Genomic DNA, 25008 nt, shown 5'->3' on the forward strand with positions numbered 1-25008 from the left:
TATTATTTATCGTTAGCCGGTCTTACATTGGCTTTATAAATTTCAAAATTGAAAACAAAGCAGTTGTTTTTAAGCGAAAGCCCTGTATAATTGTAATGCGAGTCTCTGGCAAATGCGGCTCTTGAAGGGATAATGATTACACCCTGTAAGTTGTACGCATCGCCATCATTTTTATTTTCATATCCTTTAAAATATTTCAAACCTTCCTGAAGTCCTTCAATTTCATAATAGCTTCTTTGCTTTGCAGCATCAGTTGTAGCGGTTTCAAGAACGTTATCTTTTACATAGTAGTAAGGCGGATCGGTAACCGGTGACCCGGAACCATCAATGGTATTTAAAAGAGTTCCAGCGCTTCCAAAAGAAACATTTCCGTCACTTTCTGCTGCGAGATAGTAGTTGGCTCTCATCATTACTCTGATCTGGGTAGCATTGTCTGAAGCAGAATTAGTTTCAAGCGTAACACCGGGAGATGGCTGTGCTCCGTTTCTTACGATGTAAATTACCCCTGAAGGAAGTTTTACCGGATTTAGCTCGGAAAGCTTTTTCTCATTATCATCGGAAGCATCTGTAGAGCTGAAAGCTTTTATATTTCCCTGCGCATCAAGATAATTATTTTCCATAAACTTTTGAATAGCCTGATCGTCATAAGAATTTCTTACCGACACGTCTTCAGGTTCTATAAAAGTTTCAACCTCATCATCCTTTTTACATGCAGAAAAACAGAGAGATCCCGCAAGGATATATAAAAATATTTTTTTCATTTCAAAAACTTTAATTACTTTACAAATAATATAACGGCAAAAGTATAAAAAAATATGAGAATAGATAAATTTTTATGGAGCATTCGTTTTTATAAGACCAGAACCGTCGCTACGGAAGAGATTAAAAAGAACAGGGTTTCTATTGGTGAATCGGTGGTGAAGTCTTCTAAAGAGGTAAAAGAAGGAGATGTGATAAAGATCCGTAAAAATCAGATTGATTATAAAATTAAGGTAATCCAGATTCCTAAAAGCAGGATCGGGGCAAAGCTGGTTCCGCTCCACATTAAAGATGTAACCGATAAAGAACAGTACGAGCTTTTAAAAATGCGTAAAATGTCTCAGGATTATTACAGGATTAAAGGAGAGGGAAGGCCCACGAAAAAAGACAGAAGGGATATGGATGATTATGTGGAAAACGATATTGCTTCCGATTTTACCGACTGGGACGATTTTTTCGGAGAGAAGGATGGTGATGATTCCGAAAATAATGAATCGTTATAAAGCTCTATAGATAGAGCTTTTCTATTATCTCGGCTACAATATCTTCAGGCGGTCTGGAGTCTGTGGCAACATGAAATTGTGCCTTGCTGTAAAAAGCATTGCGCTCAAACAAATGCTTTGCGATGAATTCCGGAAGGTCTTCATCAGGAATATTGGCGATAAGCGGGCGTTTTTCCTTTTGTTTGGATAATCTTTCCGTTAAAGTTCCTACGGAAGCTCTTAGAAAAACACTTTTCGAGTTGATGTTGATAATTTCCATATTATTATAATATGCCGGAGTTCCCCCGCCCAGGCTCAGTACCAGGTTTTCTTCCGTGGCCAGAATTTCTTCCAATGCTTCTCTTTCCAGCTTTCTAAAATAAATTTCTCCCTTTTTTGCGAATATTTCAGGAATGGTTAATTTATTTCGCTTGGAAATCTCTTTATCAAGATCAATAAGGCTGAAATTTAGTTTTTTGCTTAATATTTTGGAAATGTGAGTTTTGCCACTTCCCATGTATCCGACCAGTGAAATTATCATGAATTTTTTTTAAACAAATTTGCGAAAAAGTTTTGAGAAATAAAAAAAAGCTATATCTTTGCACCACTTAAAACAAGGGACATTATCATAATGAAAACTTGATGATAAAGTGGCCGACTCGGTAGCTCAGCTGGTAGAGCAATACACTTTTAATGTATGGGTCCTGGGTTCGAATCCCAGCCGGGTCACGAGCAAAAAATTACTTGATCTTTGTAATTTTATTTGCCTGCGTGGTGAAATTGGTAGACACGCCATCTTGAGGGGGTGGTTTCCTAAGGATGTGCTGGTTCGAGTCCAGTCGCAGGCACAATGCAGAAAATTGAAATAGTTAATACTGAAAATAAAAATTTTATTTATATTTATCATTATTGATTGTGAACGACTCGGTAGCTCAGCTGGTAGAGCAATACACTTTTAATGTATGGGTCCTGGGTTCGAATCCCAGCCGGGTCACAAGTTTACTGAAAAGTAAATTTTTTTCATATTAATATTTTGTGATTTGGTGTTTCAAAGGCTTCCTTCAGGAGGCCTTTGATTTTTAATGGCGTTTTTTTTGATTGTACTCCTGAGGGCCAGGCAACTGATAGATCTTTTGTTGCAAACTATTAGGATTAATAATTATTTAATTTAAATCAAAAAGCGTCACTTGGGAAGCAACGCTTTTGTATTTAATGTTATCGGTCTAACCTTTGTTTCTCGACCTTAATTAATCCAGGTGCATATTATCAATCAATCGTACTCCATCTACCACAACCACAATAAATGCCCTGAAATTTCTGTCTTTGTAGAAAAAGTCTGTTTCTTTCAGCGTCTTTTCATCTGCAATCAGGAAATACTCAAGCTGCATTCCTCTCTGATGATCGAAAATATCCTGTACACGCTGTTTTATTTCAGGAACCGTTAAAACACGGAACCATTCATTTACTTTTTTCAAGGTTTCATAAATGATTTTAGAGTCTTCCCTACGGTTTTTGTCAAGCCTTTGGTTTCTTGAGCTTAAAGCCAGTCCGTTTTCTGCCCGGAAAATAGGAACACCTTTTACTTTAATCGGAAGCTTTTTCTTTTCAGTCATTTTTTTGATAATGGCAAGCTGTTGAAAATCTTTTTCACCAAAATAGGCATTATCCGGTTTTACCTGCCTGAAAAGTTCTTCTACAACGGTTCCTACCCCGTTAAAATGCCCCGGCCTGGATTTTCCCTCCATCTCCTCTTCAAGCCCGCCGAAATCATACTGCTGGCTTTCTGTTTTTTCAGGATAAATATCAGAAACTTCCGGAATATAAACTGCATCTACAATCCCGGATTTTTCAAGTATTGAAATGTCGCGGTTAATGTCTCTGGGATATTTTTCAAGATCTTCGGGATTGTTGAATTGGGTTGGGTTAACAAAAATTGATGAAACCACCAGGTCATTCTCTTCCCTTGCTGTTTTATAGAGCGAAAGATGGCCGTCATGCAGGGCTCCCATCGTAGGTGCAAAGCCTATTTTTTTGCCCATTTCTTTCTGTCTTTCAATGAAATCCTGCAGAATTTTCTTGCTTTTTAAAACTTCCATAGTTTATTTTAATAGTAATTCAAAAATACTAAAAATATCATATAATTATCATACACCTGCACGTTGTTTTTATAATTTAAGAGACCGAATTGTCGTAAAAAAATGTTAATTAAAGTAATGTTGAATGTTTTTTCGTAATTTTGCGCATTAAAGCATTTTTACAAAAATTAGATAGAAGTTTATGCCGAATCAAAAAATACTGTACATTACTACAGAAATGTATCCATATCAGGAAGATACAAATATGGCTACAGTGGTAAACAAAATGGCACTTAAGATGCACAATGAAGGCAATGATGTAAGAGTTTTTATGCCAAGATTTGGACAAATAAGTGAAAGGAAATTCCAGCTTCATGAGGTGATCCGCCTTTCGGGAATGAATATCATTATCAACGATCTGGATCAGCCTCTTATTATTAAAGTAGCATCGCTTCCCGGGGAAAGACTTCAGGTATACTTTATCGACAATGAAGAATATTTCAAAAGAAAACAATATTATTTTGATGATGAGGGAAATTCTTTCGATGATAACGACGAAAGAGCTATTTTCTTTGCCAGAGGCGTAATCGAAACCATTAAGAAGCTCAACTGGGTTCCTGATGTTATTCATCTTAACGGGTGGATGTCTTCCTTTGTTCCTATTTATTTAAAAACATACTACGAATCCGATACCTACTTTAAGGATGCTAAAATTGTTCTTTCTTTATATAATGAGAAAGATGCACCTTTGGCTTCAAATATCGACGAAAAGCTGAAGTTTGATAATATTTCAGGCCTTAAAGCGTTAGATAACCCAAGCGTTAAAACTTTCGTTGCCGAAAGTATGGGCTATGTAGATATGGTGGTAAAAGGCGATGAATTTCTTGATGAAGACCTTGATAAGGCTTTCAATGAAACATCAACCCCTAAATCGGAATATCTCGACGTAGATTCTATTAATCAACTTTATTAAAAACACATTTTTAATGATTCATAATGTTAAAAAAACAATCACCGCATTTTCTATGGTGGTTTTGGGAAGTATATTACTTTACAATTGTGAGCCGGATGCGGATACTTTGGGAGAGCAGCTGTTTCTGGACGGAGCTGCGCAAGGTAAAGAGGAACCATTTGATGTTATCGCTTACAATATCAATAATAACGATACAATTCGTACAGATGCCGCAAAACTTACTTATGGAGTTCTGGGTGCCTTTAATGAAAGCCAGTTCGGGATGCAGAAGGCATCTTATCTTACACAGGTTAAATTATCTACATATGATCCTGACTTCGGAACCAATGCAACGGTAGATTCTGTGGTACTTGTAGTAAAACCGAGATTTGCGTCAGATTCTGTTAAAACAAATACCGTAGACGATAATTTCACCTACACTACAGCTGCAGACGGAGCTGTTAATGCTAAAAAAGTAGTCAATACATATCCTGTTCTAAAATTCGGGAAAGCAAAGAGATCACTTACATTAAAAGTTCATCAGGTAGAAACATTCCTGAAATCTGCTTCAGACACGGTAAAATCTAATCAGACTTATGATATTAGTAATGAATTGGGGTCAAAAGTAATTAACGGTAACGTAAGTTCAGTAGCCATCACAAAAGATGATGGTGGATCCGCTTTATTTACTTCTTCAACACCAGGTATCAGAATTCCTTTGGATAAAGATTTTTTCCAGACTAAAATTATTGCTAAAAAAGATCAGCCTGAGCTTCAGGATGCTTCCAATTTTATCCGTTATTTTAAAGGATTAAGAGTTTCTGTTGCTGAATCGGATGGATATCTTTTCCAGTTTTCTCCCAACGATATGGAGATGATCATGTACTATAAATATGATAAAACAGAAAATGGTACTACAACAAGACCTCAAACTTCTTACTCATTCGCATTAGGCACAGGAAATGCACATATCGGTCAATACCAATATGAAAGAACGGGCTCCGCAGTAAAAAATGCCGGATATAACAGTGTAACAGGTGATGCAAAACTTTACGCACAGGCGATGGGAGGGAATTCTATCGGAATTAAAATTCCTGAATCTACTATTACTAAACTTAAAGATAAAGTATCAAAAGATAAGGTAGGAATCATCAGTGCCAAAATAAGAATCTATATAGATCCTTTATGGAACGATACCAATTATGCAAAGCCTACAGAATTTACATTGCTGCGCAGATATATCGATCCAAGTTCTGAGAATCCTGCTAAGGTTAAATCGAATTTCACCAACGATTTGTTAAAACTGGCAGGAGTACCCGGATATACAATTTTTAAAGCTTACAATATAGACAAAGATAATACGTATTATGACTTTATCGTTACACAATCAATAAAAGAGATGATTGAGCCGGAGAGCAAACCTTCAACTGATAAAACCGAAACAAAATATTTCAAAATAGATTTAGGATCATTTGAAAGAAATGCAGATGGGACAAGTCTTGTGGGCTACAAATCTACTACTGCTTCATATGATACCAGAAGAGCGGTATTTATAGGAAATGATGCGGCAAAGCCTAAGGAAAATACACAGCTTTTTGTTACTTACGGAACAAAATAAAAATTTGAACAACAATACACTTACAATCAGAAAAACACTTAAACACTTGATATAATTATGTGCGGAATCGTTGGATATACAGGTTTTCAAGACGCTTACGATATAGTAATTAATGGTCTTAGAAGATTAGAATACAGAGGCTACGACAGTGCCGGAATTGTTTTGGAAGACGGAAATAACAAACTTGAAGTTGAAAAAACGAAAGGTAAAGTTGAGGATCTTGTAAATATTTCCAGTCAGTTAAAAGGAAAAGCTAAAATCGGGATGGGACATACCCGTTGGGCAACCCACGGAGTTCCGAGTGACAGAAACTCTCACCCTCACTTGTCTAATAACGGTAAGCTTGCCATTATTCACAATGGAATCATAGAAAATTATGATACCATTAAGACAATGCTTACGGAAAAAGGATTCACCTTCAAATCTGAAACCGATACCGAAGTTTTGGTAAATCTTGTTCAGTATTTTATGGATCTTAACGCAGAAACAGATTTTCCCACTGCTGTAAGATATGCTTTAAATGAAGTATACGGAGCTTATGCTATTACCGTAATGCACGAAGACTATCCTGGAGTACTTGTTGTAGGAAGATTAGGCTCTCCTCTGGCTATCGGAATCGGGGATAAAGAATATTTCATCGCTTCAGATGCATCTCCTTTCGTTGAATTTACAAAAGAAGCTATTTATCTTGAAGAAGGCCATATGGCTACTATTTCACTGGAAAACGGAGTAGATATAAGAACAATTACAGAGAACTCCAAAATCATACCTGAAATACAGAAGCTTAAACTAAGTCTGGAACAGATTGAAAAAAGCGGATATGAGCATTTTATGCTGAAAGAAATTTTCGAACAGCCAAAATCTGTTCATGATACCATGAGAGGAAGATTGCTCGTAGACGAAGGAGTTATCAAGATGGCCGGAATCTGGGATCATATCGAAAGATTCAAAAATGCCAACAGAATTATTATCATTGCCTGCGGAACTTCATGGCATGCAGGCCTTATCGGTGAATATCTTATTGAAGAATATGCAAGAATTCCTGTTGAGGTAGAATATGCATCTGAATTCAGATACAGAAACCCAATTATCACAGATAAAGACGTTGTTATTGCAATTTCCCAGTCCGGGGAAACTGCAGATACAATGGCAGCCCTTAAACTGGCAAAAGAAAGAGGTGCATTTATTTACGGGATCTGTAATGTTGTAGATTCTTCTATTGCAAGAATTACAGATGCAGGATCTTATACACACGCCGGACCTGAAATCGGGGTAGCTTCTACAAAAGCTTTCACGGCGCAGCTTACGATTCTCTCTTTAATTGCTCTTAAATTAGGGAAGCATAACGGGAATTTAGGAAACGCAGAGTTCATGAGCTTAATTGCTGAATTGGATGCTATTCCTAAAAAGATTGAAGATGTATTAAGTTCAACCCATGAGCTTGTGCAAAATATTGCCAAAGATTTCGTCAATGCTACCAACTTCCTGTATCTCGGAAGAGGGTACAATTATCCTGCTGCGCTGGAAGGGGCTTTAAAGCTTAAGGAGATTTCCTACATCCATGCAGAAGGATATCCTGCTGCGGAAATGAAACACGGCCCGATTGCTTTGATTGATGAAAATATGCCGATTGTTATCATCGCTCCGAAAAAAGGACATTATGATAAGATCGTAAGCAACGTTCAGGAAATCAAGGCAAGAAAAGGAAAAGTAATATCGGTGGTAAATATTGGAGATACACAGGTAAGCGAAATGTCAGACTATGTGATCGAAATCCCTGAAACGTCAGAATGTTTCTCGCCGATTATCGCATCAGTGCCTTTACAGCTCTTAGCATATTATATTGCAGTGTACAGAGGAGCCAATGTAGACCAGCCGAGAAACCTCGCAAAATCTGTAACTGTGGAATAAAAAATACTTGTAAATAAAATAAATTTAGATTTCTTTCGTTATTTCAAAAAAAATCTTAAAAGTTTCTTAAAAAAATTATATATTTACGGCTTAATTATAAAAATTAACATGAAAAGGATATTTCTTTTATTATTGTCTGCGTCAGTAGCGTCGGTATCTTGTTCAGGTGGTGGTACTTCTTCTGTGGGGAAACCAGGAACAAAAGGAGAGTTGATACCAAGAGAAAAAACAAAATCATTTGTTGCAGAAAGACCATACGGCATGGTTGCAATTCCTGCAGGATCATTTGTTGCGGGGCTAACTGATCAGGACTTTACAGACAGTCCTGAAAAAGCTCAGGCAAAAACAGTTACTGTTTCCTCTTTCTTCATGGATGAAGCAGAAACTACAAATGCTGAGTACAGAGTATTTATCAACTATGTAAGAGATTCTATCGCAAGAACACTTCTTGCTGAAGCTGCCGGTGAAGGCGGTGAAGGTAAGGGAAGAGGAACAAGCATAGGAGATTACGCATACCTTGCTCAAAAAGAAGAAAATTTAACACCATATCAGGAATATTTAGAAGCACAGGGAGGCGGAGACGAAAGTACTTTCGATCCTACCAAAAAAATTGACTGGAAAGTTCCATTGCATTGGAACACCTCCAAATACCCGGATGTAGAATATGCAGAAGTTCTTGAATCTATGTATTTACCTGCTTCTTCGAGAGTAGGTAATGAAAGAATCCTTGATGTTAGCAAGCTTAAGTATACATACAGATGGGGAGACATGGATGTAGCCATGGCTGAAAAAGAAAGAGGCGTAAACTATTTAAGAAGTGAAAGCATCGCTATCTATCCCGACACAACAGTTTGGGTAAAAGATTTCCACTTTGCTTACAACGAGCCATTGTTCGAACAGTATTTCTGGCACAAAGCTTACAAGGATTATCCTGTTGTAGGAGTTACCTGGGATCAGGCAAGAGCATACTGTAACTTCAGATCTAAATTGAAATCCGACTATAACGAAAGTTTAAAAAGAAGAAAGCAAAGACCATTGCAATTCAGACTTCCAACGGAAATAGAATGGGAATATGCTGCAAGAGGAGGAATGCAAAATGCTACTTACCCTTGGGGAGGTCCTTACTTAATGGACGACAGAGGTTGCTACCTGGCAAACTTCAAGCCTAAGAGAGGAGATTACATGGAAGACAACAAAAAAGGTACTTATACATATACTGCTCCGGTGAAGAAATTTAAAAAGAACGGTTATGGATTATATGATATGGCCGGAAACGTCTCTGAATGGACGGCATCTGCTTACAACAACTCTTCATATGGTTTCTCATCTACTTTAAATCCTTCTACAAAAGACCTTGTTGATACAAAAAGATCAGTAAGAGGTGGTTCTTGGAAAGATGTGGGATACATGTTGATGAACGGTACAAGAGACTGGGAGAGAAAAGATTCAGCAAGAAGCTATATCGGGTTCAGAACCGTACAAGACATTCCTGAAGCTGCTGTTAAGCCAAGAAAAATTAACAGATAATTTTCAGACCATTTTATTTTTCAATAACAATTTTATTTAACATTAAAAAAACTAACTTATATGTTTAAGACTAAAGATGCTTGGATGAATTTCTTCTATTCATTCGGTGCGGCAATTGTAATTCTTGGAGCTTGGCTTAAAATTACTCACATCAACATTGGACCTATCACAGGTAACGTTGCTCTTACAGTGGGACTTATTACAGAAGCGATTATCTTCATTATCTTCGCTTTCGACCCGCCAAAAACTGAAGAATCTTATGCTTGGGAAAACGTATATCCGGAATTATTAGACAAACATGCAAATCCAAACCCTTTGCATTCTAATATATCAGCTAAAAATACAATCGATCATTTTGCCGAACTTGAAAACTCTCTTTCAGGAAAATTAGACAAAATGCTTCAGGATGCTAAATTGGATGTTCAGCTATTCGAAAGATTAAGATCAGGAATTGATAAATTTTCAAGCTCTGTAGACCAGATCAACCAAACAGTAGACGTTTCTGCTTCTACTCACAAATATAACGAGCAGTTAAACAAAGCAGCTCAGCACATGGAAAGCATGAATGCTCTTTACGCAATGCAGCTGGAAAACGGGCAAAGACAGTCTGATTTTGCTAAAAAATATGTAGAAGATATGCAGAAGTCTGCTGAACATTCAGAAAAATTCAATCAGGAATTACAAGGTTTAACAGCTAACTTAAATAACTTAAACAGAGTTTATGGCGGTATGTTAACTGCTATGAAATCTTAATCCTTAACCATTTCTAAATTTAACTACTTAACTAAAACAAAAAAGAATGGCACAAGGAAAACAGACACCTCGTCAGAAGATGATCAACCTCATGTATTTGGTGTTCATCGCGATGATGGCTCTAAATATTGATGCGGAAATCATCAGATCATATTATGACTCTACGGTTGCTTTGAAAGATACACGTTTATTAACAGAAAGAAAAAACGAAGATATCTTTGAAAAAACATTAGAGGCCAAAGCTCAGCAGGTACCGGATACCTACGCTCAGCCCTGGCAGCAATATCTGCAGCTCAAGCAGAAAATTAATGCGCTGGTACAACATGCAGATCAGATTAAGGATAAACTAAAAAAAGAATCTGAGTTCGTAGATAAAGACCCTAAAACAGGAAAATTAGTTGACGTAAGTGAAAACTTTTCAGCGCTTAATAATAACGAAGCAACAACAACTTATTTCTTTAAAGATGGAGATGAAAATTCTGCATCAAAAGGAGCTATGGAGCTGAAAGAAAAAATTGATGACGTTAGAAACTACATCAATGCTACTTTCGGAGGAAATTCCCAGTTAAAAGATTTAATTGACAGAGCCAATAAATCATTAATCGCTGAATATCCTAAAGGACAGTCGCCAAACAATAAAACATGGCTGCAGAATAAGTTCTATCACCAGCCGCTTATTGCAGCATTGTCTAATCTTGAGATTATTCAGAATGATGCAAGAAACGTTCAGTCTGATGCATTAGCCTTATTATTACAGGAAAAAGTAGATGCAAGCATCAAGTTTACAAGTTATGAAGCCATCGTATCGGCGCCTGTAGATGTTGTTGCAGGTAAGCCTGCTGAAGCAGTTGTAATGTTAGGAAACTATTCAAACAGTAATAAAATTACTATGAGTCCTGGTATAAATGTAGAAAATGGAAAAGGAAAAGCTTCACTTAATACAAGTGGTATTGGACCAAAAACATTTAGTGGAAGCATTACATTAACAGATGCGACTGGAAAAGCTCAAAACTTCCCGTTCACCCATATTTATAATGTGATTGCTGGTCCTCAGGAAGTGAAACTTCAGAAAGGTTTATTGCTTTCTGCGGATAAAATGAACGTAATGTACAGAGGTCTTGATAACCCGGTTTCAGGTTCTATCTTAGGTGCGGATAATGCTAAGCTTTCATTATCAGCTCCGGGAGCTGCGGTTAAAAGTACAGGCCCAGGTAAATGGAATGTAAAACCAGGTGCCGGAAATATTCTTAAGATTACACTATCCGGAACAGATCCTTATGGAAAATCAATTTCTCAGGTATTTGAATATAGAATTAAAAACGTACCTCCACCACAAGGACAGATCAGAGGTAAAAATATTTTGACGATGCCTGCGGGATCGGTTGAAAATCAATCACTGTCTGCAGTAATTCCTGACTTTGACTTCCCGGTATCATTCAACGTAACTTCGTTCATGGTAAGAGTGCCTGGTAGAGCGGCTTTACAAATTCAGGGTAACTCATTACAGAATGCTTCAGGATTGTTTAGAAATCTAAGACCTGGAGACGGTGTTTATATCTTTGATATTAAAGCAACAGCTGTTGGTTTAGGAGATCAGAGAGTTGGAAATATCTCACCAGTATTAATTAATATCCAATAAAATTAATAGAGTATTATGAAAAAATATATTAGCAGTTTTTTAGTATTAGTTTCGGGATTTGCATTTTCCCAAACTATCCTGAATGCTTCTTCGCCTGAAGAATTCAGAAAAATGAGAGCTGAGAACAAAATGAAAGTTGGAGATACAATCGTCGACAAAACCGTAAAACCTTTGGAATATGGTTATGTTGATGAGAAGGATATCCTGAAAAGCATGTTTGTTTGGGAGGTTATTGATATGAATGACAAAATCAATCAGCCTTTCTATTATAACAATCCGGATGGATTATTATCTTCTGAAACAAAATCTTTATATAAACTTTTACTTGATGGCGCCCTAAGCGGTGAAATTACGGAGGTTTATGATGATGAGAATTTCGTGCAAAGACTTACTCCTCAACAAATTAAAGATAGGTTGGTGAGTGTTCGTGTTGATGATGAAGCTGTAAACATCCTCAACAGTGGACGTCAATTAACTGAGCAGGAGAAAAAGGAACTTACTGACGTTTATGAAACAACTACCGAAAAAGTTAAAGTTTTAAAAGTTTTCGGAATGTGGTTCATTGATAAGAGAGACGGACAGTTGAAGTACAGACCTCTTGGAATTGCTGCAATGGGGCCAGATCCGCAAATGATTGGTAGAGTAGGTCCTGATGGACAACCTATCGAAGGTGCTAATGATCTTATCGACCTTTTCTGGGTATATTATCCGAATGCAAGAGAGATTTTGGCTAACAATTATGTTTACAACAGAAAAAATACCTCTGCAGATCTCTCTTTCGATGATTTAATTAATGCAAGAAGATTTTCTTCTGTGATCTTCAAGTCTTCAACAGGGCTTGGTGACGGCGTAATCAGAGACTATATCCCGAGAGATGCTGACGAACAGCTGGAAGAAAGTGACAGAATCAAAGATCAGATTCTGCAAATGGAAAATAATATGTGGAATTACTAACATTTCACTTGACAATTATAGAAAACCTGAGTATTTTTACTCAGGTTTTTTTGTTATGGAAAATGTAGACTATATTATTGTGGGAGACGGTTATGCTTCACTTTTCTTTGCCCACCAGCTCATAAAAAATAATAAATCATTTGTTATATTTTCGGATGAAAAAAAGAGTGCTTCCCGTGTTTCAGCAGGTATTATTAATCCGGTTGTGCTGAAAAAGTTTACCACATTTTGGAAAGCTCAGGAACAAATCGTTTTTTTAAAGAAAACGTTAGATGAAATTGAAAAATATACCGGCCAGAATTATTTAATCGACGCACCGATTCACAGAATTTTTCATGATGAGAATGAGCAAAAGCTTTGGCTCAAAAAATCAGCAAATGATGATCTTGTTTATTTTTTGGACAAAAATTTCGCTCATTTAGAAGGTGTTAAAAACGATTTTAATTCAGGAAAGGTGAATCAGTCTGCCAGACTTGATGTTAACGGATTTTTCATGGGTTTATTTGATTTTTTAAGAAATAACCGGCAGATCATCAATGAAAAATTTATTTATTCTACTATCAACACATCTGACCATACTTATAAAAATTTTAAATACAACCATATTGTGTTCTGCGAAGGAATGGGTGTGAAAAATAATCCTTTCTTTTCTGATATTCCTGTCGTGCCCAACAAAGGGCACCACATTAAAGTTAAACTCTTCCAGCATTTGCCAGAAAATATTACCATAAAGAAAAAGCATTTCCTTTTTCCACTTAATGACAATACTTATTTTTATGGCGGAACTTATGATCGGGAGCAGCTTCATTATGATGTAGATGCTTCAGCGGTAGAGCAGCTTACAAACGGCTTAAAAGAATTTTACCCTCACAATTTTGATATCGAACAAGTAAACTTTGGATTCCGGCCTACCGTAAAAGACCGAAGACCGATTATCGGAAGACATCCTCAACAACCCAACATGTATGTTTTTAACGGACTTGGTGCAAGAGGAATTCTAAATGGATGCTATTTTTCTAAAAGCTTATATGATTTTATTGAAAACGGAATTCCTCTTCATGACGAAATTGCTCTTAAAAGATTTTTCCCACAATAGTTGTAATCTTAACATAGCGGCACAGAAATTTCTTATCCTGAATAAAAGATAAGTTATGAACGAAAATATTCTTGGGATTATTGCCGGAATCCTTACATCCATATCAATGATTCCACAACTAGTAAAAGTATTGAAGGAAAAAAATGCTGAAGACCTTTCATGGACGATGATTCTGGTACTTATTTCAGGGTTGTCTCTCTGGGTTTGGTACGGATTTATAAAAAACGAGCTGCCAATTATACTTTCCAACGCCTTTGCGGTTGTCGTAAACATCATTTTACTTATATGCTGCATGATTTATAAAAAGAAAAAATAAAAAACACTTTCGATGCACAAAAGTGTTTTTCAGATATATTATCTATTGTTGGTGCAGTTTAGTAGGACGCCATTTTTGTGCCGGAAGATGTCTTGTCCGTTTTATGATGAAATAAAACCATATTGTATCCTTTTCTTAAAAACGTTATCTCTCCGCGTATATCAGAATACTGATAGTCGGGATTTCCTGCCGTGTATTCAGGAAGCTCATCGCTTTTCTTCATTTCATACGTTTTTCCATTAAGGCGTACTATTACCGTATTTTTAGTCTCATTCAGGGTGACTTCCAGCTTGTCACCATACTGATCTGTAAACACGTTTTTTGTAATTTTATCCTTGCTTACAGCTTCTGTACTGTTAAGATTTTCCTGATTTACCTCTTCTTCCTTTGCCTGATGCTTACATGATGTTAAAGCAAAAGCCAAAACAATGGCAATAATGGGGAATATATTTTTCATAATTGTTGTTTTTAGCAATTTATGTATTGATGTTAATTAGTTATAAATTTACGGCTTTATTAAAGATAATATGTTAAATTTTTATAAAATATTATTAATAATTCTTCTTTTGATAATAACTCCAATTATCTAAGTTTAATATATCACAGTAAAAATAAATTGACTTAGCGCAATCTCTTATCTACAAACAAATTCCGCAGAACACTAAAAAAGCAGTTAAAGATAACTCACAATTTTAATGATGAAATTCAGGGTGAAATTCCTCTAAATCTTCATTAATATTTTATGAAATATTAACATTTTAACGCAATTTTTAATGTTTCAACCTTAAGCAAATCGGATGCCACAACCATGTAAAAGTGAAATTATTTTTTATAATGCTCTGAAAATTAAAAATTTGAATATTTGTAATGACAGTAAATTATGATCTCAGATCCCAATTCAGTTAATTTAAAGTAGTGTTAAATAATGTTAATGCTCCTTATTAAATCAATTTTTACTTGAACAATAGCTGATCGAAAACCTAAATTTGTGCATTGAAAATTATGAGAAATTATATCGTATATTTTTTGACGGGTCTTTTTCTGCTCTTTGTAGTGGAAAACAAAATTAATGTCAGAACATTACACAATAATTACACTCATACTTCCCATCATTTACCCAAAAAAGCGAACCGCTTAAATCAAACTTGCGAGAAACTTTCAATACAGCAGGCTGCCGATGATGCGAGCAATATTTATTCGCTGGAGCTTGCAGAAGACGATTTCCAGTTGTCCGATACTTTTCAAGCAATGGTCGCTTTCGCCAGTGTTTTCACCTTGGTTTATATTTTTGGCTTAAAAAGTTTCAAAAAACTAAAATCAGCGACCCACAGCTGTATATCAGAATATTCTTCTGTTAAAAAATTCATTCTGATCCGCTCTATCAGAATTTAAAATTCACATTTTCGAACCCGTTTTTTGCCGATTAGCTATTCGGTGGGAAAATCGTGTGTTGTAATTGCCGGCAATCAATTATTCCGTCAATCCTCTTATTGCCATTTCCTATTTAAAACATTAACGATTTATATAACCTCTATAATTATGATTAAAAGAGTTATCGCAGGCATTGCGCTAAGCAGTCTTTTATTGTTCAGCTGTAACAAGAAAAAAGAAGAAAAAGAAGAAACTGCTGTCTATCCGGTAACCTCACCTGTTGTGATGGATACCGTGATTGATAAAGATTATGTAGCTCAGATCCGGTCTGTAAAGAACATTGAAGTTCGCGCACAGGAAAAAGGATTCCTTGAAAAAATCTATGTGGATGAAGGTCAGTACGTGCATCAGGGGCAAACTTTATTCCGTATTATGCCTCAGTTGTACCAGGCAGAATTGATGAAAGCAAGGGCAGAAGTTGCCCAAGCAACAATTGAACTGAAAAATGCAAGCACACTGGCCAGTAATAATATTGTTTCCAAAAACGAGCGGGCCATGGCGAAAGCAAAACTGGATGCCGCAAATGCCGAAGCAAAGCTGGCGCAGATTCATCTTTCTTTTACTGACATCAAAGCACCGTTTTCAGGGATTATCGACAGAATTCCGTTGAAACTGGGAAGTTTGGTAGATGAAGGGGATTTATTAACCTCCCTTTCGGATAACAACGATATTTACACTTATTTTAATGTTTCCGAACCGGAATATCTGAATTACCAGAGAAATGTAGCTTCAAGAGGAAGCAATATGGTAGATCTGGTTATGGCAAACGGCGATATCTTCACACAGAAAGGACAGATTCAGACGATTGAAGGGGAGTTCGACAGTGAGACCGGAAATATCGCTTTCAGAGCTAAATTCCCCAATCCGGATAAACTTCTGAGAAACGGAGAAACCGGGAAAGTAAAAATGACCTTACCATTGAAAAATGCATTAATCATTCCGCAAAAAGCGACGTATGAAATCCAGGATCAGAAATATATTTTTGTAGTGGATAAAAACGGCGTAGCGAGATCTAAAAATATAAAAATTGCCTACGAACTTCCGGATGTTTATGTAGTGGCTTCAGGACTTTCAACAGGAGACAGAATCTTACTGGAAGGCGTTCAGAAAGTAAAAGATGATCAGAAAGTTCAGGTTAAACAACAGGATCCGAAAAAAGTTCTTCAATCATTAAAATTAAAAGCAGAGTAAAAATACGATAATTGATAAGCGATAAATGATGCCGACTCGCTGTCTATCATCTTTTTCGTCTATTATCTATTTCTAAAAAATATAATATTACATGTTTAAGAAATTCATCCGCAGACCTGTTCTGTCTATCGTAATCTCTTTGATTATCGTATTTATGGGAGTTTTATCTTTGATAAAATTACCCATCACACAGTTCCCGTCCATTTCTCCTCCAAAAGTAAATATCACCGCGGAATATCCCGGAGCCAACAACGAATTGCTCATCAAATCTGTTGTAATTCCTTTGGAGAGAGGACTAAATGGGGTGCCGGGAATGAAATATATGACTTCTGATGCCGGAAACGACGGGGAAGCATCCATTCAGGTAGTCTTTGATTTGGGCACCGACCCGAATGTTGCCGCCGTAAATGTTCAGAACCGTGTCTCTTCAGTGGTAAACAAACTTCCGCCGCTGGTAGTGCGGGAAGGGGTTAAAATTACCCGTGAAGAACCCAATATGTTGATGTACATCAACCTGTACAGTGACGATCCTAAAGCTGACCAGAAATTCCTTTTCAACTATGCAGACATCAATGTAATGTCTGAATTGAGAAGAGTGAGCGGTGTCGGTTTCGCAGATATCCTCGGAACAAGGGAATATGCCATGCGTATCTGGCTGAAACCCGATCGGTTAACGGCATACAGCATTTCAGCGGATGAAGTGATGGAATCCCTAAATCAGCAGAGCTTAGAAGCTTCTCCGGGGAAAACAGGAGAAAGTTCAGGGAAAAGATCGCAGTCATTTGAATATATTCTAAAATATCCGGGACGTTTTAATAATGAAAAAGATTACGGAAATATCATTCTTAAAGCAAAACCGGACGGCGAATTTATCAGACTGAAAGATGTGGCAGATATAGAATTCGGTTCATCCATGTATGATATTTATTCTACCTTGAACGGAAAACCTTCGGCAGCGATCACGGTAAAACAATCGTATGGTTCTAACGCAAGCGACGTTATCAAAAATGTAAAATCATTGATGGCTGAATTGGAGAAAACCACCTTCCCGAAAGGAATGCATTATGATATCAGCTATGACGTATCAAAATTTTTGGATGCTTCTATTGAAAAAGTTGTTCATACACTTTTTGAAGCCTTCATTTTAGTGGCAATCGTGGTATTTTTATTCCTGGGAGACTGGCGTTCAACCTTAATTCCTGCTTTGGCAGTTCCGGTATCTTTGGTAGGAACTTTCGCGGTCATGTCCGCTTTCGGAATTACTTTAAATATGATTTCGCTCTTTGCCCTTGTAATGGCAATCGGGGTTGTGGTGGATGATGCGATTGTGGTTATTGAAGCGGTTCACGCCAAGATGGAAGAGAAGCATTTATCTCCGCTAAAAGCGACTGAAGAAGCAATGCACGAAATCAGCGGGGCAATTATCGCAATTACTCTGGTAATGGCATCCGTATTCATTCCGATTGCCTTCATGTCTGGTCCGGTTGGAGTTTTCTACCGTCAGTTTTCCATCACCATGGCTTCTGCAATTATTCTTTCTGGGGTTGTGGCTTTAACTTTGACTCCGGCTTTATGTGCTTTAATTTTAAAAAATAACCACGGAAAAGCCAAAAGAAGAACTCCGATTACCATTTTCCTTGATAAATTCAACGGATTATTTACAAAAGGAGCGAACAAATATGAAGGAATGCTAAACAAAACGGTGAAGAAAAAAACAATCACTTTGCCATTATTATTGGCGTTCTGTGCCTGTACATTCTTTTTAAGCAATTCATTGCCTTCCGGATTTATTCCTGCGGAAGATCAGGGAATGATTTATGCCATTATTCAGACTCCTCCGGGTTCTACACTGGAAAGAACCAACCAGATTGCTAAAGAACTATTAAGAAAATCTGAAGATATTGACGGCGTACAGTCTGTTTCTTCACTGGCAGGTTATGAAATCTTAACGGAAGGTACCGGTTCGAACTCGGGAACCTGTCTGATCAACCTTAAAAGCTGGGAAGACCGTAAAGAATCTGCGGCGGAAATCATAGAAAAGCTTGAAGAAAAAGCAAAAAATATTCCGGGTGCCAATATAGAATTCTTCCAGCCGCCTTCCATTCCGGGATACGGTGCAGCAGGTGGTTTCGAGCTTCGTCTGTTGGATAAAGCGGGAAGTGGCGATTATCATAAAATGGAGCAGGTAAGTAATGATTTCGTAAAAGAACTGAAAAAACGACCTGAATTGGGTTCCGCATTTACCTTCTACTCTGCAAGTTTCCCTCAGTATATGTTGAGGGTGGATAATGATCTTGCCGAGCAAAAAGGAGTGACGATTGAAAATGCAATGGATAATTTATCCACATTAATCGGTTCCAACTACGAAACAAGTTTCATCCGTTTCGACAGGCCTTATAAAGTGATCGTTCAGGCTGGTCCCCAATATAGGGCGTTGCCGAGTGATTTGTTAAAGCTTTATGTTAAAAATGATAAAGATGAGATGGTTCCGTATTCAGATTTTATGCATCTGGAAAAAGTGTACGGTCTTTCCGAGATTACCAGACATAATATGTACAATTCCGCCGAGGTGAGCGGTACTCCTGCTCCCGGGTACAGTTCCGGACAGGCCATTGCCGCCATCAAAGAAGTTGCAGATAAAACCCTTCCGAGAGGTTTCGGGATCGATTGGGCAGGTATTTCCAAGGACGAGGTAAGCCGTGGGAACGAAGCGATTTTCATTTTCTTAGTGTGTTTAGGATTCGTTTACCTGATTCTTTCGGCTCAGTATGAAAGTTTTATTCTTCCGCTGCCGGTAATTTTATCATTGCCTACAGGTATTTTCGGGGCGTTTTTATGCCTGAAATTATTAGGATTGGAGAACAATATCTATGCTCAGGTTGCCATGGTTATGCTGATTGGCCTCTTAGGTAAAAATGCTGTATTGATCGTAGAATTTGCCGTTCAGAAGAAGGCAGAGGAAGGAATTCCGGTGGCACAGGCAGCAATTGAAGGAGCGGCAATCCGTTTCCGTCCGATTTTAATGACCTCTTTCGCATTCATTGCAGGGCTGATTCCATTGGTAATGGCAACAGGCCCCGGAGCGATAGGTAACCGTACCATTGGTACCGCTGCAGCAGGGGGGATGTTTTTAGGAACTGTTTTCGGGCTGATGATTATTCCGGGATTATATTACATTTTCGGAACGATTGCAGAAAAGTCAAGACTGGCGAGATATGAAGAGGAAAATCCTTTAACAGAACAAACAGAACCATACCAACACGATGACAAACATGAAGATTTATAATAAAAGATATATAGCTGCCATTGCCTTATCGCTTGTTTTAGCAGGCTGCAAGGCGCCAATGGCAACTGTCATAAAGGACGAGGTGAAAGAAAATGTTCCTCAGAATTTTAATCAGGAAGAGCAGGGCGATGCCAACAACAACAGCGGAACAACTCCATGGAGACAATTTTTTACTGATCCTAATTTAGTGTCTCTTATTGAAACTGCCTTAAAAAATAATCAGGAATTAATGATCACTTTGCAGGAAATTGAAATCGCAAAAAGCGGTGTTTTAGCGAAAAAAGGAAGGTTAACACCTACTGTTTCCGCAGGAATAGGAGCAGGCGTTTCCAAAGTAGGCCGTTACACCAGCGAAGGAGCAGGTGATGCAAGTACGGAAATAGAACCCGGAAAAGAAATGCCGGATCCGCTGGGTAATTTTGAAGGAGGATTAACGGCCAACTGGGAAGTCGATATCTGGAAAAAATTGAGAACAGAGAAGGAATCAGCGATAGCACATTATCTCTCAACGGTAGAAGGAAAGAACTTTGTACTTTCTAATTTAATTGAAGAAATTGCAGATAATTATTATGAGCTTTTGGCATTGGACAACCAGCTTGATATCATTCAGCAGTATACGAAGCTGCAGCAGAGAGCTTTGGAGATTTCAAAAATCCAGAAAGAAGCGGCGGCGGCAACTGAATTGGCAGTGAAAAAATTTGAAGCGGAACTGGCAAAGTCTAAAGCGACAGAATACACCATCCGTCAGGAAATTACTGAAAAAGAAAACGAAATCAATGCGCTTTGCGGACGTTTTCCGCAGCCGATTGTAAGGTCAAAAGAAGATTTCATGTCGATGATTCCTCAGACGGTTTATACGGGAATTCCGTCTCAGCTTCTGGCAAACCGTCCCGATATTAAGCAGGCCGAGCTGGAACTGAAGGCTGCAAAGCTTGATGTTGAAGCAGCGAGAAAGGAATTTTATCCGACTTTGGAAATTTCTACAACATTGGGTCTGGAAGCGTTCAAACCTTCTTATCTGGTGAAATTACCGGAATCAATGGCAGCAAGTCTTGCAGGTGAGCTGGCTGGTCCGCTTATTAACAAAAGTGCGATCAAAGCCAATTTCCAAACGGCAGATGCAAGACAGATCCAGACTTTGTACGAATATGACAAAACGATTCTGAATGCATACCTGGATGTTGCCAATTTAATGTCTAAAGTGAAAAATATAGATCAGTATTACAAGCTAAAGTCTGATGAAACCAAGGCTTTGGAACAATCGATAGATATTGCTAACCAGCTCTTCAGGAACTCAAGGGCAGATTATCTTGAAGTTCTTCTTAATCAGAGAGATGCCCTGGATGCGAAAATGGAACTGGTGGAAGCTAAACAAAAACAACTGAGTACGGTTGTGGACATTTATAAGAGCTTAGGCGGAGGCTGGAAGTAATTATAAATCCTTAATGTTTTAAAAAGAAAAGAGACTGATCCCTTTTGGGCAGTCTCTTTTCGATTAAAACTGAAAACTTTAATAGAGAAGGCCCACTTGAAAAAGCCTTTTGTTAATTTACCTGTCTCTATGAACAGCTAAATTATCCGGTTAGTTTTTATAGAAAATGGTATTAGTTTTTTAAATTTAATTTTCAAAAAACAGCCTCCCTCAAAAGTAATTTCCCTGTTAAGGAAGGCGGTAAGATTATTGAATCATCATGTTTCTGGTTATTGACTTTTACCCTTAGTGGATATTTTTAATTTTTTACTTTAATATCTTTATCTGTTTGTATTTTTTTTATTTTCCTTCTTGTATCTTGGTTTCAAAATTATCAGGTTAAATCCGGATATGAAAGTTATTGTTGTCATTATTCATAAATTATGACGTCTTTATTGATAGTTATAAAATATTTAATCTATTGATTTTCAATTTTTATATTTGTAAAATAGAAATAATTCGATAGGAGATATTATTTCAAACTTGTTTGAGAAAAACCGCCTGTTTTTCGTAATTTTGAACGCTGTTTACATTGAATAATACTAAGGTGACCAAAAAACTACTGTTTATATTTTGTACCATATGCGTCCAATATTTCCTGTCTCAGGAATTATATAGTGACTATTATAAGCTGAGAAAAAAATATGAAGACCTGGAAGAAAACGATCAGAAGGCATTTTCTTATCTGCAGCTTTATATCAGCAAAGCTAAAAAGGAAAAGAATTATGAAAAATTAGTTCAGGGATATAAAGATGCTGTTTTTTATACACCTCTTGATGAACATAAGCTGAAATACACCGACAGCATGATCTGGGCGGCCAATCTTTCGAAAGACAAAGATCTTATGATAGTTGCTCATATGGATAAAGGAGTAATTTATTACTACAACTATAAAAAATACCAGCTTGCTCTTAATGAATATCTTGAGGCCTATGAATACTCAAAAAATACAACAAACGAATACCTGAAACACCAGAACCTTTATCATATAGGGGTGGTGAAAAGCTATTTAGGGTATTATGATGAAGCAGCCGATTTATTCAGCAAATGTCTTTTATATTATAAAGAGAAATCGAAATCCGACATCCATCCTAATTTAATTTACAATAATAAAAAAGGATACCTCAACAGCCTTCACCAGCTGATTATCTGTTACCGGCATTTAGGAAAATATAAGGAAATGGATGCTGCTGTTGAAAAAGGACTGTCGGAAGCGGGTGACGACAAAGATTATATACAGGAAAAAGGATATTTTATTCTTTCAAAAGGCATTTCCGAATATAGGAAAAAGAAGTATGAAAAGGCTTTGTCGGATCTTTACCTATCTCTTCCTTCCATCCGGAAAAGCAGGGATTTCGCAAGGCTTTCCGTTAATTATTTTTTTATAGGAAAAAGTTATCTCGGGATGAATGATGCACAAAAATCGGTTGTTTATTTCAGAAAGATTGATTCCATTTTTAATAAGCATCAGTTTATTCTTCCTGAACTCAGGGAAAATTATGAGATCCTTATCAATTACAGCAAAAAAAATAAAGACCAGGCAAAACAGCTGTATTATACGGGGCAGCTGTTGAAAGCAGACAGCATCATGTCGAGAGATTTTAGCTATCTTTCTCCAAAAATCCATAAAGATTACGACACCAAAACGTTGCTGGAAGAAAAAAATAAGCTCCAGAAAATGAATTATCTGGTAACCGTAATTGTAATTCTCTTAATTATCTGGGCCATTGGCCTCATCATGCTTTTTGCCAAAAGACAAAAAAAGGCGAAAGAAATTAAGCAACAATACATATTGCTTGAAGAAAAATTTGTAAAGAACCATGCTGCTGAAATATCCAGTGCCATCGTTGAAGAAAAGCGGATGCACCTGCATGAAGGTAAGGTTGAAGAGCTCCTCCGTAAACTGAAAAAGTTTGAAACTAAAAAAGGTTTTATACAGAAAGGGCTTACCCTTAATCGGCTTGCCCAGCAACTTGGAACCAATTCCAGCTATCTTTCTCAGGTAATCAATGAGCACAAGGGCGGGAATTTTAATAAATATCTCAGCCAGCTAAGAATCAATTATATCACGAATCTTCTTTTTGAGGATAAAAAGTATTTGAAATACAATATTGAAACACTTGCCAAAGAATGCGGAATTGCTTCACGCCAAAACTTCTCGGATCTTTTTTATGAAATCAACGGGATACGCCCTACGGATTTTATTAAAAAGAGAATGCAGGAGATGGAGGGTAATACATAATAATCTTTCCTATTTATATCCTGAGTCTTAGGTTTATATTAATGAATAATAACATCAGCAAATTCTGTATTTGTTTATTTTTGTAAAAAAACTAGTACCAATGAAAACTAAACTTTTCATTCATTCTATCTTTCAAAATATTTTTTCAATTAAGTATAATACGACAAGTTTTGTCGCGGTGTAGAATTATTTTTACATCGAATAAAATTAAACTTACAATGCATAGCGCTTTATTATATAAATTTATCGCCAAAATAATATTTAGCTGTGAAGTATCATTATAGATTTATATAATAATGATAATCTTTTATAGTCAGTTAGTTATCAAGTAATTAGTAAATTAAATATATGTTACATTAAAAATTAAATTACATGAAAAAAGCAATTTCAATTATTTCATTATTAACATTTGAATTATTATTTTCTCAGGATATTCCATTTGATAAATTGTATGGAAACAGTGATCCTATACATTATTATTTAGCGCGTTATCCAGTTCCCGGAAGTAGTGGACTGGATATAAATTGGTATGGAGGCATAAGGTTGCAAACAAGTGACGGATTAGGTATTCAATTGCTTAAAAATGGGAATGTAGGCATTGGTAATGCTGATCCCATAGAAAAGCTTGATGTTCTTGGAAATATCAGAATCGGAAGCACTCATTCCACAGAAGGAATCAATGCCTTATCAATCAGATATCAAAATGGTTCACTAAGTAACTGGGGTTCTTTAAGAAGTTCATCCGCTACTTTTATGAGTTTTGGAGTAAAAGCTGACAATACGGTTTCTGACGGTTGGTTATCAAGCGATTCATCACTGAACAGCAGACTTGCAATGACAATGAGCAATGGAGGCTTTTCATTCTTATCAACGAACCAACAGTCCACAGCAATTAATTCTCCGGTAACAATGACCGAGGTAATGAAAATAACAACAGCCGGTAATGCTGCTCTTCAAGGAAAATTTGAGGCTAAAGAAATAAAAGTAACGCTTACTCCAACTGCAGACTTTGTTTTTGAGAATAATTACAATCTTCCTAAGCTTGAAGATGTTGAAAAGCATATCAAAGAGAAAAAACATCTTCCTGAAATCGCTTCGGCAAAAGAAATGGAAAAAGAAGGCGTAAATGTGGGTGAATTCCAGATTAAACTTTTGCAGAAGATTGAAGAGCTTACGCTATATACTATTGAGCAGGAAAAAAGCCTGAAAAAGCTTAAAGAAGAAAATCTGCAATTACATAAACAATCAGAAGAAATCGCAGAGCTCAAAAAACAGGTTCAGCAATTAATTTCAGAGAAAAAATGA

Annotated in this window: 20 protein-coding genes and 3 tRNA genes; 19 read left to right on the top strand and 4 right to left on the bottom strand. The window is 36.8% G+C overall.

The window, feature by feature from the left end:
- Window positions 1-2: 2 nt before the first annotated feature.
- Window positions 3-761 (bottom strand): hypothetical protein, encoded by a 759-nt coding sequence (locus SOP96_RS06565; RefSeq protein ID WP_326320200.1) that lies wholly within the window; start codon window positions 759-761, stop codon window positions 3-5.
- Between the two features lie 54 nt (window positions 762-815).
- On the opposite strand from SOP96_RS06565, the gene SOP96_RS06570 reads away from it, so the two are divergent.
- A complete protein-coding gene (locus tag SOP96_RS06570) occupies window positions 816-1262 on the top strand; it encodes an RNA-binding S4 domain-containing protein (protein ID WP_326320201.1) in 447 nt (148 codons plus the stop codon).
- A gap of 4 nt (window positions 1263-1266) precedes the next feature.
- Here SOP96_RS06570 and SOP96_RS06575 read toward each other — a convergent pair whose 3' ends face one another.
- Window positions 1267-1782 carry a shikimate kinase gene (locus SOP96_RS06575; protein WP_326320202.1) on the bottom strand — a complete coding sequence of 172 codons (516 nt, stop codon included), beginning with the start codon at window positions 1780-1782 and terminating at the stop codon, window positions 1267-1269.
- Between the two features lie 115 nt (window positions 1783-1897).
- Here SOP96_RS06575 and SOP96_RS06580 point away from each other — a divergent pair.
- The 3 genes from SOP96_RS06580 (at window position 1898) to SOP96_RS06590 (ending at window position 2235) form a co-directional block, all read left to right on the top strand.
- A tRNA-Lys gene (locus tag SOP96_RS06580) sits at window positions 1898-1970 on the top strand.
- A 36-nt stretch (window positions 1971-2006) separates the two neighbouring features.
- Window positions 2007-2089 (top strand) — tRNA-Leu (locus SOP96_RS06585).
- Between the two features lie 73 nt (window positions 2090-2162).
- Window positions 2163-2235, top strand: a tRNA-Lys gene (locus tag SOP96_RS06590).
- 253 nt (window positions 2236-2488) lie between these two features.
- Here the strand turns inward: SOP96_RS06590 and panC are convergent.
- Window positions 2489-3337 (bottom strand): pantoate--beta-alanine ligase, encoded by an 849-nt coding sequence (panC, locus tag SOP96_RS06595; protein WP_326320203.1) that lies wholly within the window; start codon window positions 3335-3337, stop codon window positions 2489-2491.
- Window positions 3338-3518: 181 nt separating this feature from the next.
- Here panC and SOP96_RS06600 point away from each other — a divergent pair, with 181 nt between their 5' ends.
- The 9 genes from SOP96_RS06600 to SOP96_RS06640 all read left to right on the top strand — a co-directional run bounded on the left by SOP96_RS06600 (window position 3519) and on the right by SOP96_RS06640 (window position 14082).
- Window positions 3519-4289: a glycogen/starch synthase gene (locus tag SOP96_RS06600; RefSeq protein WP_326320204.1), complete on the top strand. Its 771-nt coding sequence runs from the start codon at window positions 3519-3521 to the stop codon at window positions 4287-4289.
- A 13-nt stretch (window positions 4290-4302) separates the two neighbouring features.
- The gene (locus SOP96_RS06605) at window positions 4303-5886 is read left to right on the top strand and encodes a DUF4270 family protein (protein WP_326320205.1); all 1584 of its coding nucleotides are present in this window, start codon (window positions 4303-4305) and stop codon (window positions 5884-5886) included.
- 57 nt (window positions 5887-5943) lie between these two features.
- The gene (gene glmS, locus SOP96_RS06610; protein WP_326320206.1) at window positions 5944-7797 is read left to right on the top strand and encodes a glutamine--fructose-6-phosphate transaminase (isomerizing); all 1854 of its coding nucleotides are present in this window, start codon (window positions 5944-5946) and stop codon (window positions 7795-7797) included.
- 108 nt (window positions 7798-7905) lie between these two features.
- Complete coding sequence (porK, locus tag SOP96_RS06615) at window positions 7906-9324, top strand: T9SS ring complex lipoprotein PorK/GldK (protein ID WP_326320207.1); 1419 nt, start codon at window positions 7906-7908, stop codon at window positions 9322-9324.
- A 60-nt stretch (window positions 9325-9384) separates the two neighbouring features.
- Window positions 9385-10077, top strand: coding sequence for a type IX secretion system motor protein PorL/GldL (porL, locus tag SOP96_RS06620; RefSeq protein ID WP_326320208.1), 693 nt, complete (start codon window positions 9385-9387; stop codon window positions 10075-10077).
- Window positions 10078-10123: 46 nt separating this feature from the next.
- Complete coding sequence (gene porM, locus SOP96_RS06625; RefSeq protein ID WP_326320209.1) at window positions 10124-11716, top strand: type IX secretion system motor protein PorM/GldM; 1593 nt, start codon at window positions 10124-10126, stop codon at window positions 11714-11716.
- Between the two features lie 15 nt (window positions 11717-11731).
- Entirely contained in the window at window positions 11732-12670 is a 939-nt protein-coding gene (gene porN / locus SOP96_RS06630) for a type IX secretion system ring subunit PorN/GldN (protein WP_326320210.1), read from the top strand.
- Window positions 12671-12725: 55 nt separating this feature from the next.
- The gene (locus tag SOP96_RS06635; protein WP_326320211.1) at window positions 12726-13766 is read left to right on the top strand and encodes an NAD(P)/FAD-dependent oxidoreductase; all 1041 of its coding nucleotides are present in this window, start codon (window positions 12726-12728) and stop codon (window positions 13764-13766) included.
- A 55-nt stretch (window positions 13767-13821) separates the two neighbouring features.
- The gene (locus SOP96_RS06640; RefSeq protein WP_326320212.1) at window positions 13822-14082 is read left to right on the top strand and encodes a SemiSWEET transporter; all 261 of its coding nucleotides are present in this window, start codon (window positions 13822-13824) and stop codon (window positions 14080-14082) included.
- Between the two features lie 58 nt (window positions 14083-14140).
- Here SOP96_RS06640 and SOP96_RS06645 read toward each other — a convergent pair whose 3' ends face one another.
- Window positions 14141-14539 (bottom strand): hypothetical protein, encoded by a 399-nt coding sequence (locus SOP96_RS06645; RefSeq protein ID WP_326320213.1) that lies wholly within the window; start codon window positions 14537-14539, stop codon window positions 14141-14143.
- A 545-nt stretch (window positions 14540-15084) separates the two neighbouring features.
- On the opposite strand from SOP96_RS06645, the gene SOP96_RS06650 reads away from it, so the two are divergent.
- The 6 genes from SOP96_RS06650 to SOP96_RS06675 all read left to right on the top strand — a co-directional run bounded on the left by SOP96_RS06650 (window position 15085) and on the right by SOP96_RS06675 (window position 25008).
- Entirely contained in the window at window positions 15085-15474 is a 390-nt protein-coding gene (locus tag SOP96_RS06650; protein WP_326320214.1) for a hypothetical protein, read from the top strand.
- A gap of 147 nt (window positions 15475-15621) precedes the next feature.
- A complete protein-coding gene (locus SOP96_RS06655; RefSeq protein ID WP_326320215.1) occupies window positions 15622-16704 on the top strand; it encodes an efflux RND transporter periplasmic adaptor subunit in 1083 nt (360 codons plus the stop codon).
- Between the two features lie 91 nt (window positions 16705-16795).
- Window positions 16796-19990, top strand: coding sequence for an efflux RND transporter permease subunit (locus SOP96_RS06660; RefSeq protein ID WP_326320216.1), 3195 nt, complete (start codon window positions 16796-16798; stop codon window positions 19988-19990).
- The gene (locus SOP96_RS06665) at window positions 19977-21422 is read left to right on the top strand and encodes a TolC family protein (protein ID WP_326320217.1); all 1446 of its coding nucleotides are present in this window, start codon (window positions 19977-19979) and stop codon (window positions 21420-21422) included. Before SOP96_RS06660 ends, SOP96_RS06665 begins: the two co-directional genes overlap by 14 nt.
- Window positions 21423-22008: 586 nt before the next feature.
- Window positions 22009-23703, top strand: coding sequence for an AraC family transcriptional regulator (locus tag SOP96_RS06670; RefSeq protein WP_326320218.1), 1695 nt, complete (start codon window positions 22009-22011; stop codon window positions 23701-23703).
- A gap of 372 nt (window positions 23704-24075) precedes the next feature.
- A complete protein-coding gene (locus tag SOP96_RS06675; RefSeq protein ID WP_326320219.1) occupies window positions 24076-25008 on the top strand; it encodes a hypothetical protein in 933 nt (310 codons plus the stop codon).

Source organism: Chryseobacterium salviniae, assembly GCF_035819015.1.
GTDB classification, from domain to species: domain Bacteria; phylum Bacteroidota; class Bacteroidia; order Flavobacteriales; family Weeksellaceae; genus Chryseobacterium; species Chryseobacterium salviniae.

What these genes read in the sequence shown, in the direction of transcription:
- SOP96_RS06565 (WP_326320200.1), bottom strand. Translation starts at nt 761, where the DNA reads ATGAAAAAAATATTTTTATATATCCTTGCGGGATCTCTCTGTTTTTCT.
- SOP96_RS06570 (WP_326320201.1), top strand. Translation starts at nt 816, where the DNA reads ATGAGAATAGATAAATTTTTATGGAGCATTCGTTTTTATAAGACCAGA.
- SOP96_RS06575 (WP_326320202.1), bottom strand. Translation starts at nt 1,782, where the DNA reads ATGATAATTTCACTGGTCGGATACATGGGAAGTGGCAAAACTCACATT.
- panC (WP_326320203.1), bottom strand. Translation starts at nt 3,337, where the DNA reads ATGGAAGTTTTAAAAAGCAAGAAAATTCTGCAGGATTTCATTGAAAGA.
- SOP96_RS06600 (WP_326320204.1), top strand. Translation starts at nt 3,519, where the DNA reads ATGCCGAATCAAAAAATACTGTACATTACTACAGAAATGTATCCATAT.
- SOP96_RS06605 (WP_326320205.1), top strand. Translation starts at nt 4,303, where the DNA reads ATGATTCATAATGTTAAAAAAACAATCACCGCATTTTCTATGGTGGTT.
- glmS (WP_326320206.1), top strand. Translation starts at nt 5,944, where the DNA reads ATGTGCGGAATCGTTGGATATACAGGTTTTCAAGACGCTTACGATATA.
- porK (WP_326320207.1), top strand. Translation starts at nt 7,906, where the DNA reads ATGAAAAGGATATTTCTTTTATTATTGTCTGCGTCAGTAGCGTCGGTA.
- porL (WP_326320208.1), top strand. Translation starts at nt 9,385, where the DNA reads ATGTTTAAGACTAAAGATGCTTGGATGAATTTCTTCTATTCATTCGGT.
- porM (WP_326320209.1), top strand. Translation starts at nt 10,124, where the DNA reads ATGGCACAAGGAAAACAGACACCTCGTCAGAAGATGATCAACCTCATG.
- porN (WP_326320210.1), top strand. Translation starts at nt 11,732, where the DNA reads ATGAAAAAATATATTAGCAGTTTTTTAGTATTAGTTTCGGGATTTGCA.
- SOP96_RS06635 (WP_326320211.1), top strand. Translation starts at nt 12,726, where the DNA reads ATGGAAAATGTAGACTATATTATTGTGGGAGACGGTTATGCTTCACTT.
- SOP96_RS06640 (WP_326320212.1), top strand. Translation starts at nt 13,822, where the DNA reads ATGAACGAAAATATTCTTGGGATTATTGCCGGAATCCTTACATCCATA.
- SOP96_RS06645 (WP_326320213.1), bottom strand. Translation starts at nt 14,539, where the DNA reads ATGAAAAATATATTCCCCATTATTGCCATTGTTTTGGCTTTTGCTTTA.
- SOP96_RS06650 (WP_326320214.1), top strand. Translation starts at nt 15,085, where the DNA reads ATGAGAAATTATATCGTATATTTTTTGACGGGTCTTTTTCTGCTCTTT.
- SOP96_RS06655 (WP_326320215.1), top strand. Translation starts at nt 15,622, where the DNA reads ATGATTAAAAGAGTTATCGCAGGCATTGCGCTAAGCAGTCTTTTATTG.
- SOP96_RS06660 (WP_326320216.1), top strand. Translation starts at nt 16,796, where the DNA reads ATGTTTAAGAAATTCATCCGCAGACCTGTTCTGTCTATCGTAATCTCT.
- SOP96_RS06665 (WP_326320217.1), top strand. Translation starts at nt 19,977, where the DNA reads ATGAAGATTTATAATAAAAGATATATAGCTGCCATTGCCTTATCGCTT.
- SOP96_RS06675 (WP_326320219.1), top strand. Translation starts at nt 24,076, where the DNA reads ATGAAAAAAGCAATTTCAATTATTTCATTATTAACATTTGAATTATTA.